Source organism: Vibrio sp. OPT41 (genome assembly GCF_015163595.1).
GTDB classification, from domain to species: Bacteria; Pseudomonadota; Gammaproteobacteria; order Enterobacterales; family Vibrionaceae; genus Vibrio; species Vibrio alginolyticus.
In genome coordinates this window covers 26,104-32,331 of record NZ_JADDYH010000036.1, presented here as the reverse complement: position 1 = coordinate 32,331, position 6,228 = coordinate 26,104, and the positions used below count along the sequence as shown (strand labels likewise).

Genomic DNA, 6,228 nt, shown 5'->3' with positions numbered 1-6,228 from the left:
GCCGCGAGCCTATACTCTCCAATCATCCATTTTACTTTTCCATAACTTATCGGAGTCAAATTTTTGGGCGAACACACTACCACTCGCACAGCACCCGCGAAATCCAGCACAGGCTACCTTTTACCGCAATTAAACACACTAGACTGGGTACTACTTGTTATGTGCGGTATCGGTGGTGTTTGGCTGTACCATCGGTCCGCTGTTGGTGTGCATTATTTGTGGCAGTGGAAAGAGGCGCTTGAATTACTTTTCACGCCTAGAGCAGATGGTGGTTTGCCCTACTTCTTCCAAGGTTTGATTTCGACGTTAAGGCTCAGTATTTGGGGCATCAGCTTCGCATTAGTGTTTGGCACTTTGTTAGGCTTAGCACGCTTCTCTCGTTCCGTTTGGTTGCGCACACCTGCCAATGCGTTTATCCAGTTAGTGAGAAACATCCCTCCGTTGGTGTTTGTTTTTATTTTCTACTTTTTCATTTCTAACCAATTGATCCCGTTGCTCGGTTTGGAAGATCTTCTACGAAACTACAACGGCGAACCAAATGCGCTACAGCGCTCTCTGTTTGGGCCTTCTAACCTTTGGGAAAACCTTGCCTCTGGCGTGTTATGCGTCGGCTTACTCTCTTCTGCCTACATTGCAGAAGTTGTGCGCGGTGGTTTACAAAGTATCGACCAAGGTCAGTGGGAAGCGGCTGACTCATTGGGCTTGTCTCGATGGGTGAAATACCGATTTGTTATCGCGCCACAGGTGCTTAAATCAATAACACCTGCACTTGCCGGTCAAACCATCTCTTTGGTGAAAGACACCTCTATTGTTTCACTGATTTCGATACAAGAAATGACGTTTGTTGGGACAGAGATGGCAAATTCATCAGGGTATATATTTGAAATTTGGTTGATTGTCGGCCTTGCTTACTTCTTAATTTGTTTTGGTCTGTCACTTATTTTTCGCCATATTGAAGCAAAATCGGAAGCCATTTCAAATTAACTCAACCGCATATGTAATTAGGCACATTTGATTCTTCAAATCAGAATTGCACCCTGTTACATTGGCAAGATGCTAAATTTTCGGCGTTTTTCATGGAGTTAAAGAATCAATCCGACTACGAGCGATACATAAAACAAGATAATCTTGGTGAATATTACGTAGTTCTCAATCAATTCACTTTTCACAGTGTTTATCAGCCAATTTTTGATAGACGCCAACGTATTATTGGTATGGAAGCCTTACTGCGTATTCGTGGCATTGATGGTTCCCTAATTCGTCCTGACGTGTTTCTGGCCAATAATGGTCTTGATCCCTACTTTCGCTTATGTGTAGAGTTTTTATCCAGAGCAATGCACATTCGAAATTTTGCACGCTATTTCGCGGGGACGCCGATCAAACTGTTTCTTAACGTCATGCCTCAAACGCTACTCACACTAACCAAAGACATGGGCTTTAAAGATAGCGGCCTGCTTTACAAACGCCTTTCCGAACTTGGTATGAGCCCATCAGACGTCGTTTTTGAAGTAGTCGAAGAGTCATGCGGAAATACGGATTTATTAATCAAAGCCGTACAGTTAATGAAAGCAAATGGTTTTATCTTTGCTATCGATGATTTTGGCGCCCAACATTCTGATATCGCACGTGTTCAGCAGCTCTGCCCTGACATCATCAAAATCGATCGTTCCTATTTGCTAGACTACTGCGCCGGAGAAACCTTTTCCATACATAGCGCCGTTGATCTAGCGGATCATATGGGAGCAAAAGTCATTATAGAAGGGGTTGAAGAAGACGTGCAGCTACAAGCTATGTATCAACTTAATTTGGATTATTACCAAGGCTTTTACTTAGGAAAGCCTTGCGCCATTCATCACTGGACAGATAGCCTAAACATCGAGACGACTGTGCATTAACACTGCCCACTTACAGCACAGTGAAACCAAAAAAGCGCCGATATAATATGCTCGGCGCTTTTTAGTTTTACTCAGATGTCACTTATTTAGTTAAGCGTTCATTTCCCTAGAAAAAATCAATAGAATTACGACCGCTCTTCGGATCACGAGTGGCTTGCGGTTTGTCTTCTTTTTTGCCTTTCTTAGCAGACTGAGACAACGCTTCTTTCTGCGCTTTACGTTCTTTATGCGCTGCTTTTCGGCCTGTTGACTTAGGTCCAGAGCCTTTAGCTGGCTTGCTTTGGCGAGATTTCTCTTTACGTGCAGATTGCGCTTCTTTCTTCGCTTTCTTTTCTGCTTTTTGCTCTGCCGTTTCAGGTTCGGTTACTGGCGCATCGCAAACCACAACATAATATTCCTGGTTAAACTCAAAAAAGTCACCATCATACATCTTGCGGCGCTTACGTGTTTCTAGTTCACCATTCACCGCGACGTAGCCTTCCTCGATGATATGTTTTGCTTCGCCGCCACCGCTGACCAAGTTTGCGATTTTAAAAAGCTTGTACAGTTCGATTGGATGCGCATCAACATCGATGCCAATCGCTTCGATCTCAATCTCTTCGCCTTCTAAATACTCTTCGTGGTCGTAATCTTGGGTCATGTTACTTACTCTTACTATTTGATGCCCTGAAGTTTAAACGCAATGCTTAAAAATAGAAACCTCTGGCGATGTTCAATCACCGATTCACCTTGGCATTTGAGCACCTCTTAACCCATTTAGCTTGTCGCTCGTTAGCTTGTATCTCGATGCGTAGCTCAAACGAAGCTGCAATTACGCAACCTGAAGGTATATACTCTCTAAGTTATTGTTGAAAAGAGCGAATACTTTGTCTCAACCAAGTAGAATTACCTTTGTCACTGCGAACTTGTTTAATTTTGTCGCACCGCCTAACGCTTACTATGATTTCGAGAACATATACTCGTTAGAGCAATGGCGAGACAAACTTTCGTGGACGCAACGTCAAGTTGAAAAACTGGAAGGCGACGTGATTGGCTTACAAGAAGTATTCAGTATCGAGAAGACCCAGGCATTCTTTTCAACCATCGGCTACCCCTACTTTGCGACCGTTGACACCCCACATGTTGAGGATGAGTACATTTACTCAAGCCCTGTTGTGGCAATCGCATCTCGGTTTCCAATAGAAAAAGTACAAGCGGTAGAGTTTGACTTAGCAACGCTTGAGCCTTTTGGAGTAAGTGTTGTTCCAGAGTTCAGTCGCAAACCTATCTATGCCCAAGTAATACATCCTGTACTTGGTCATATCGCCGTTTACGTAACGCACCTGAAATCTCAACGCCCAGCCGACTCAGAACAACCAGAAACGTCTAGCACGATTATTGGGCACTGGTTATCCACCCAGCAAAGAGGCTGGGAAGCAGCGATGTTAAGAGACGCGATGCAAAAGAGGTATCGAAAAGAACCAATGCCGACAGTGTTAATGGGCGATATGAATCAACCTATTACTCCTATCAGCGTTAACAGCGCATTGGTATCCAATACTGGTGACAGCGTCACTGAATTACAACTCAAAGATGGTTGGTTATTGCAAAGTGACACCCTGAAGGATGAACGCCCAGCCACGCACTATCATTTTTCCACTGGGAATGTACTCGACTATATCTTGCTCTCACAAGAGTTTGATACCTTATCAGATATATCGGTTGCCGAGGTTGTTGACTATCAGGTGTCTAACCAACATCTGATCAACCCGATTTATGACAGAGATAAAAACGCCAGCGACCACGCATTTGTGGCGCTGACTGCTGAAGTAAAGCTTTGAGCAACCTATTTAGTTACTTAGTGACGTTTCACAATTTTACGCGGGATAAGTTCTACACCAGGCTTGTAACGCTTGGCGGAAGCGTTGAGTGCTAACTCCATTGCGCTGTCCGCGATCAACTCAAACTGTTGAGGCAAAGAGTTGATTTTCACAGGCAAGAAGTCCAGCAGTCGATTATCACCAAATGTTGCTAAACGCACCTTTCCCATCAGTTCTGGTTTTTCTAGCATTACATCCAACACACCTTCTAACAGTGTATATGACGTTGTAACAATGGCATCTGGCAATGCGTTCTCTGTTAACCACCTCTCTAAGACTTTCTTGCCTTCTTCCCGGGAGAAGTGTTGTCCATAACCCACTGTTGCCGTTTTACAACCTTGTTGAGAAGCAGATAGAAAACCGAGCTCACGCTCTTTTGAGACTTGAAGATCTTGCAATGCACCGATTAAGCCAATGGACTTTATATCCTCGGACAGTACTGACTGAGTGAGTTCAAGTGCGGCATCAAAATCTTCGCTGATGACACAACAAAAGTGCTCATCATCCATTGGACGGTCTAGCGCGATAACTGGCGTACCAGAATTTTGCAACTTAAGATAATACTCGTTTGCAGTGGGCATACCACTTGCCACAAACAACGCATCAATACGACGACTGACTAATGCTTCCGCCACCTTTTGCTCTGTATCAGGATCATCATCAGAGCAGCCAATCAAAATTTGGTACCCCGCTTTCCGAGAGTTTTGCTCTATCAGCTTTGCAAGACGCGCATAACTGGTGTTCTCTAAGTCTGGGATGATAAGCCCAAATGAGCGTGAATTACCTGCCCGCAAGGAAGACGCCGCATGATCTGGCTTATAATTGTACTCTTCTACAACGGCCATCACCTTTTTCTGAGTCTTCTCGCTGATGCGGTATTTCTGCGCTTTTCCGTTAATCACATAGCTTGCAGTTGTCTTAGAAACACCCGCTAATTTGGCTATTTCATCCAGTGTCATATTCTAAACCTTATTCTGTGCGCGCGATCATATTAATACATCAACGATCTTTCGATAAGTTGAATTATAAGCTGAACCGATTCAGTATAAAAGCTGAAAGGATTCAGCAAAACTTAAAAATTGACGTAAATCACCCGAACACGCAACAAACCAATTTGTGAGCTAGGCTATAGGACAGCGGCAAAGGCTCGTTTGTTAACGTCAGTTTTTAAAACAGTTTTTCTGAGTCTTTTAAAAAATTTACCAACAAGCTGAATCGATTTAGCTTGAAAGATAAAAGGTTTGAGGAGTGATAAGCGCTCAGAAGAAGCGGCGTTCAACTTCTCACACAGAATACATTTTTAAATTGATACCTTAAGGCTGGAGAAGCACCATGCTTAAGCTAAATAAGAACGACATTACCCTCTCGCAATCAGCGACAGATAAGTTTGAAGCAATAAAGAGTATTGCTCATAGCCTGACTGATAAAGGCCTAGTTGAACGCGGTTACGTTGAAGGCATGCTAAACCGTGAAAACCAAAACTCTACGTTTTTGGGGAACGGTATCGCCATCCCGCACGGTACAACCGACACTCGTGCAATGGTGAAAACAACGGGTGTTGCTGTGCATCACTTCCCACAAGGTGTCGACTGGGGTGATGGCAATACTGTGTTCGTCGCTATCGGTATCGCAGCTAAATCTGATGAACACCTTGGCATTCTTAAACAGCTCACCAAAGTGCTAGGCGCAGATGGCGTAGAAGAGCGTCTGCGTAATGCAAAAAATGAAGACGAAATCATCGCCCTACTGCACGGTGATGTTCAGCTTGAAGCAGACTTTGACGCTTCTTTAATTCAACTGATGTTCCCTGCGAGCGACATGCTACAGATGAGTGCTGTTGCAGGTGGTCTGTTGAAAAATACGGGATGTGCTGATAACGAGTTCGTTGCCGATCTCGTTACCAAACAACCAACTCACTTAGGTAATGGCCTGTGGTTAATTGGCAGTGACAAACATGTCACTCGCACAGGTGTGTCATTTGTCTCGACGGCAAACGACTGCGAATATGAAGGTCAAAAAGTGCGTGCACTTTTCGCGTTCGCAGCATGTAACAATGCTCACCAACCTATCCTAAAAACGCTTTCTAATATTGTGTTTAACAATGAACACGGCAAGCTTTTAGATGCATCAGTAGAACAGATTCTTGCTTTGTTCAAAGGTGAAGAAGTCACAGCTGCATCTTCAGAAGAAGGCAATACCGCTGTATTTAAAATCAAAAACTCTCACGGCCTACATGCTCGTCCGGGGGCAATGTTAGTCGCAGAAGCGAAAAAGTTTGAATCCACTATACGTGTTTCCAACCTAGACGGAGATGGAAAAGCAGTAAACGCGAAGAGCCTAATGAAAGTTATCGCGCTGGGCGTTAAGCACGGTCACCAACTTCAATTTACAGCAGAAGGCCCTGATGCGCCGCAAGCCTTGGAGTCTATCGGAAATGCAATCGCTTCTGGCCTTGGTGAAGGTTAAGGATCCGA

At 44.1% G+C, this 6,228-nt stretch carries 6 protein-coding genes; 4 read left to right on the top strand and 2 right to left on the bottom strand.

Features of this window, described 5'->3' with window-relative positions; translation table 11 throughout:
* Window positions 1-63: 63 nt before the first annotated feature.
* Both IQP38_RS14475 and IQP38_RS14470 read left to right on the top strand, forming a co-directional pair.
* On the top strand, window positions 64-984 hold the full coding sequence (locus IQP38_RS14475; RefSeq protein ID WP_193837691.1) for an amino acid ABC transporter permease: 921 nt from the start codon (window positions 64-66) through the stop codon (window positions 982-984).
* Between the two features lie 92 nt (window positions 985-1,076).
* Window positions 1,077-1,895, top strand: coding sequence for an EAL domain-containing protein (locus IQP38_RS14470; protein ID WP_193837690.1), 819 nt, complete (start codon window positions 1,077-1,079; stop codon window positions 1,893-1,895).
* Window positions 1,896-2,001: 106 nt separating this feature from the next.
* On the opposite strand, the gene IQP38_RS14465 is transcribed toward IQP38_RS14470, so the two are convergent.
* Complete coding sequence (locus IQP38_RS14465; protein ID WP_053303581.1) at window positions 2,002-2,535, bottom strand: RNA-binding S4 domain-containing protein; 534 nt, start codon at window positions 2,533-2,535, stop codon at window positions 2,002-2,004.
* A gap of 226 nt (window positions 2,536-2,761) precedes the next feature.
* Between IQP38_RS14465 and IQP38_RS14460 the strand changes: the two genes are divergently transcribed.
* Complete coding sequence (locus IQP38_RS14460; protein ID WP_193837689.1) at window positions 2,762-3,715, top strand: endonuclease/exonuclease/phosphatase family protein; 954 nt, start codon at window positions 2,762-2,764, stop codon at window positions 3,713-3,715.
* A 17-nt stretch (window positions 3,716-3,732) separates the two neighbouring features.
* Here IQP38_RS14460 and cra read toward each other — a convergent pair whose 3' ends face one another.
* Window positions 3,733-4,713, bottom strand: a complete 981-nt coding sequence (gene cra, locus IQP38_RS14455; protein WP_065275272.1) for a catabolite repressor/activator — start codon at window positions 4,711-4,713, stop codon at window positions 3,733-3,735.
* Window positions 4,714-5,086: 373 nt separating this feature from the next.
* On the opposite strand from cra, the gene fruB reads away from it, so the two are divergent.
* A complete protein-coding gene (fruB, locus tag IQP38_RS14450) occupies window positions 5,087-6,220 on the top strand; it encodes a fused PTS fructose transporter subunit IIA/HPr protein (protein ID WP_017820961.1) in 1,134 nt (377 codons plus the stop codon).
* Window positions 6,221-6,228 lie beyond the last annotated feature (8 nt).